Origin of the sequence: Gluconobacter aidae, from assembly GCF_009547075.1 — a bacterium.
GTDB lineage: Bacteria > Pseudomonadota > Alphaproteobacteria > Acetobacterales > Acetobacteraceae > Gluconobacter > Gluconobacter aidae.
Genome location: NZ_WIPH01000076.1, coordinates 1 through 3,115, shown reverse-complemented (window position 1 = coordinate 3,115; position 3,115 = coordinate 1). Strand labels below are relative to the sequence as shown.

Here is a 3,115-nt window from a genome sequence, read left to right as displayed (position 1 = left end):
CACAGCCTCTTTATTAACGGGACGAACGGCCCGCAGACTGCACTGACTGATGAAGTGTAACTGGTTTTGCGTGTTGGACAAATCATTATCCTGAAAATATTGCCGCCGACGTTCTGCATCCTTCTTCTGGTCGGCGGCCTGTGTTTCCAGCGTCGAAATCCGACGACGCAACGACGAAAGTTCTGTATCACGTCCAGCGATCTGACGATCCAGACTCTGAAGTCGGGCATTCCTTTCGGCAATCTGCTGCCCTGCCTGCGCCAGATCTGCTGTCGCACGACGCCCCCGGATATAGAATCCGATGGCATATCCAATCGCCAGAAGAATGATCACCTTTTCCACGACCGATAAGCCTCCCTTTTCTGCGCGATCACCGCCGATTACCGCATCGACCGACGCATGATCTTCTCAAATCCCCTTATCCTGTCCTTCATCATTCCTGTCGCCCCATGACCGGGAAGGTGGACAGGATGGCACGCAAACCCGACACGATCAGGATCGAGGTGCTCGCCCCCACCGAGGCGGCGGAAACGGCCGAAGACGCGTTTCGCCCGTCCGATAACGCCATCCGCTTGCTCGCCCGCCTGATCGGCCGGCAAATGGCCCGCGAGCAGTTCGAGCGTGCCCGCGCGCTGGATCGAAAACAGGCCCGTCAGAACCGATCCCGTCCTATGCGGTAGCCTCCCCTTCCCGGCTACGTTTCCCCGGCGAAAGACCATTCGCCGGGCAGTCGTGTATTGTTCTTGTGACCATTATGGTCTCGTGATATAAGGTCAGTCAATGAGGATCATTGCCCGTCGCACGCTGAGAGAGTTCGTCGACAGTCTGGCGGGCCAGAAGGAGCAGCCGGCCGTGAAGGCGGCGCTGGACGCCTGGTTCGCCGAAGTCGGCAGAGCTGCGTGGACGAGCACCGCCGATGTGAAGCGGCTCTACGCCACGGCGAGCATCGTCAGCGCCGAGCGGATCGTCTTCAACATCAAGGGCAACGCCTATCGCCTGGTCGTGGCGGTCGATTTCGAGAAAGGCATCGTCTGGATCAAATGGATCGGCACGCACAAAGCGTATGACAGGATCGACGTAACGGAGGTGGAACATGACGGCTGATCTGAAACCCATCCGCAACGAGGCGGATTATGACGCGGCCCTTGACGAGGTCGGACGGCTGTGGGGTGCGAAGAGCGGCACGCCGGACGGCGACCGTCTGGACGTGTTGGCAACCCTGATCGACGCCTATGAGGCAAAGCACCATCCGATCGACTCGCCCGATCCAGTCGAGGCGATCCGCTTCCGCATGGAGCAGCAGGGCCTCACCCGCAAGGATCTGGAGCCGATGATCGGGCCGCGCAATCGGGTGGCGGACGTGCTGAACCGCAAGCGCAGCCTGTCGATCGACATGATCCGCCAATTGCATGACGGCCTCGGCATCTCGGCCGAGGTGCTGATCCGGCCGAGCCGGATGGACAAGGTCGCCTGATAAGGAACATCCCCATGACCCGCGTCGCCCTGTATGCTCGCTATTCGTCCGACAACCAGCGCGACGCCTCGATCGAGGATCAGTTCCGCATCTGCCGCGAATACGCAAAACGCGAGAAATGGAAGGTCATTGGTGCCTACAAGGACGCGGGTATCTCCGGAGCCAGCATGATTCTGCGTCCCGGCATCCAGACCCTGTTGCAGGATGCCCAGGCCGGACGGTTCGACATCGTGCTGGCCGAGGCGCTGGATCGCATCTCGCGCGATCAGGCCGACGTAGCCACCCTGTTCAAGCACCTGAAATTCGCTGGCGTACCGATCGTCACCCTGGCCGAGGGCGAGATCAGCGAACTGCATGTCGGCCTCAAGGGCACGATGAACGCCCTGTTCCTCAAAGACCTGGCCGCCAAGACCCATCGCGGCCTGCGTGGCCGGGTCGAGGACGGCAAGTCCGGCGGCGGGTTGTGCTATGGCTATCGCGTGGTCCGACAGTTCGACGCCAAAGGCGAACAGATCCGGGGCGACCGCGAGATCGACGCGCATCAGGCGGAGATCATCCGCCGCATTTTCCGTGACTTCGCCGCCGGTATCGGTCCACGCGCTATCGCCAAAGCCCTGAACGACCAGGGCATCGCCGGCCCCAAGGGCAAATTGTGGAGCGACACCACCATCCGGGGTCATGTGAAGCGCGGCACCGGCATCATCAACAATGAATTGTATATCGGGCGCCTGGTCTGGAACCGTCAGCGCTACGTCAAAGACCCGTCCACCGGCAAGCGCGTCTCGCGCCTCAACCCGGAATCGGAGTGGGTCATCACAGAGGTTCCCGATCTGCGGATCATCGATGAGGCGCTCTGGCAGGCGACCAAGGCCCGTCAGAGCGTCATCGCTGAGAAATACGTCAACGTTACCGAGGCGGTGCGGGCGCATCACAAACGGAACCGGCTCAACGGCACCCGTCGGCCGAAATCCCTGCTGTCGGGCCTGCTGTTCTGTGGGTTGTGCGGTAGTCCCTACACCTTGCGAGGTTCAGACCGCTTCGCCTGTTCAGGCCATGTGACGAATGGCTCCTGCACCAACAGTCGGACGATCCCCCGTCCCGATCTGGAGCGCCGCGTGCTTGCCGGCCTCAAGGACCGGATGATGGCGCCGGAGATCGCGGCCGAAGCGATGCATGCTTATGCCGAGGAGACCAACCGTCTGAATCGCGAGCGTCGCTCCAACGCCGATGTCTGGCAGATGGAACAGGTGAAAATCGAGAAACAGATCCGGGGCATCATCGAAGCCATCAAAGAAGGCATGTTCCATCCCTCCATGAAAGCAGAGATGGATACGCTCGAAACCCGCAAGACCGAGTTGGCAACGCTACTGTCCGACGTTCCCTACGATGTGCCAGACCTGCTGCCGAGTGCCTCAGCGGTTTACGCCCGCAAGGTCGGCCGCCTGACCGACGCCCTCAACCGGCCCGAGGAGCGGCTGGAAGCCGCCGATGCGCTGCGGGCGCTGATCGAGAAGGTCGTGCTCACTCCCGGCCCGAACCGGGGTGAGATTGACGCGATGCTGGGCTTTGCAACGAACAGGAAGAACGCCATGCGTCACCCGGACGCTGGCGTTCTCGAGAAGTTCCTGGTGCAGGGTTCTA

General features: G+C 61.3%; 5 protein-coding genes. 4 read left to right on the top strand and 1 reads right to left on the bottom strand.

Annotated features, from left to right (window positions below; translation table 11 throughout):
• Positions 1–342, bottom strand: a 342-nt coding sequence (locus tag GFJ39_RS13690; RefSeq protein ID WP_325062956.1) for a hypothetical protein, incomplete at its 3' end; no start/stop codon positions are given.
• Positions 343–470: 128 nt separating this feature from the next.
• Between GFJ39_RS13690 and GFJ39_RS13685 the strand changes: the two genes are divergently transcribed.
• From GFJ39_RS13685 to GFJ39_RS13670, 4 genes are all read left to right on the top strand, one after another.
• A complete protein-coding gene (locus tag GFJ39_RS13685) occupies positions 471–680 on the top strand; it encodes a hypothetical protein (protein ID WP_153431992.1) in 210 nt (69 codons plus the stop codon).
• 100 nt (positions 681–780) lie between these two features.
• Entirely contained in the window at positions 781–1,104 is a 324-nt protein-coding gene (locus GFJ39_RS13680) for a type II toxin-antitoxin system HigB family toxin (protein ID WP_153431991.1), read from the top strand.
• Positions 1,094–1,474, top strand: coding sequence for a helix-turn-helix domain-containing protein (locus GFJ39_RS13675; protein ID WP_153431989.1), 381 nt, complete (start codon positions 1,094–1,096; stop codon positions 1,472–1,474). Before GFJ39_RS13680 ends, GFJ39_RS13675 begins: the two co-directional genes overlap by 11 nt.
• A gap of 14 nt (positions 1,475–1,488) precedes the next feature.
• Positions 1,489–3,115, top strand: a 1,627-nt coding sequence (locus GFJ39_RS13670; RefSeq protein WP_228391980.1) for a recombinase family protein, incomplete at its 3' end; no start/stop codon positions are given.

Excerpts from the sequence above, each read along its gene's own strand:
- GFJ39_RS13680 (WP_153431991.1), top strand. The coding sequence starts at position 781 with ATGAGGATCATTGCCCGTCGCACGCTGAGAGAGTTCGTCGACAGTCTG.
- GFJ39_RS13685 (WP_153431992.1), top strand. The coding sequence starts at position 471 with ATGGCACGCAAACCCGACACGATCAGGATCGAGGTGCTCGCCCCCACC.
- GFJ39_RS13675 (WP_153431989.1), top strand. The coding sequence starts at position 1,094 with ATGACGGCTGATCTGAAACCCATCCGCAACGAGGCGGATTATGACGCG.